This is a genomic window from Pseudoalteromonas sp. GW168-MNA-CIBAN-0100 (assembly GCF_040309225.1).
GTDB lineage: Bacteria > Pseudomonadota > Gammaproteobacteria > Enterobacterales > Alteromonadaceae > Pseudoalteromonas > Pseudoalteromonas arctica.
The window spans coordinates 1-262 of sequence record NZ_JBEOOL010000700.1 but is presented as its reverse complement, the minus strand read 5'-3'; the positions used below and the strand labels follow the sequence as shown (position 1 = coordinate 262).

The following is a 262-nucleotide window of genomic DNA, read 5'->3' as shown; positions in this document are numbered from 1 at the left end:
CATTAGGTGAGCTAATAAATCATCAATGTTTAGTGGGGAATAGTCGTTATTGGCGGGTAAACGAAGGAGGGCGCGAAAAGCATATTAAAATAGCTGGGCGACTGCAATGTAATAGTGGCTGGGCGTTGGTAGATGGCGCTAAAAAAGGTTTAGGGATTATTCAGCTCCCTAATTACTACATTGAAAACGAGTTAAAAACAGGGCAGTTAGTGCCTATTTTAACATCCTATCAGCCGCTGCAAGAAGGGGTATGGGGTGTGTA

The 262-nt window shown here is 43.1% G+C and carries 1 protein-coding gene; it reads left to right on the top strand.

Annotated features, from left to right (window positions below):
- On the top strand, nucleotides 1–262 hold a 262-nt coding region (locus tag AAEY62_RS23075; RefSeq protein WP_350636762.1), incomplete at both ends, for a LysR substrate-binding domain-containing protein.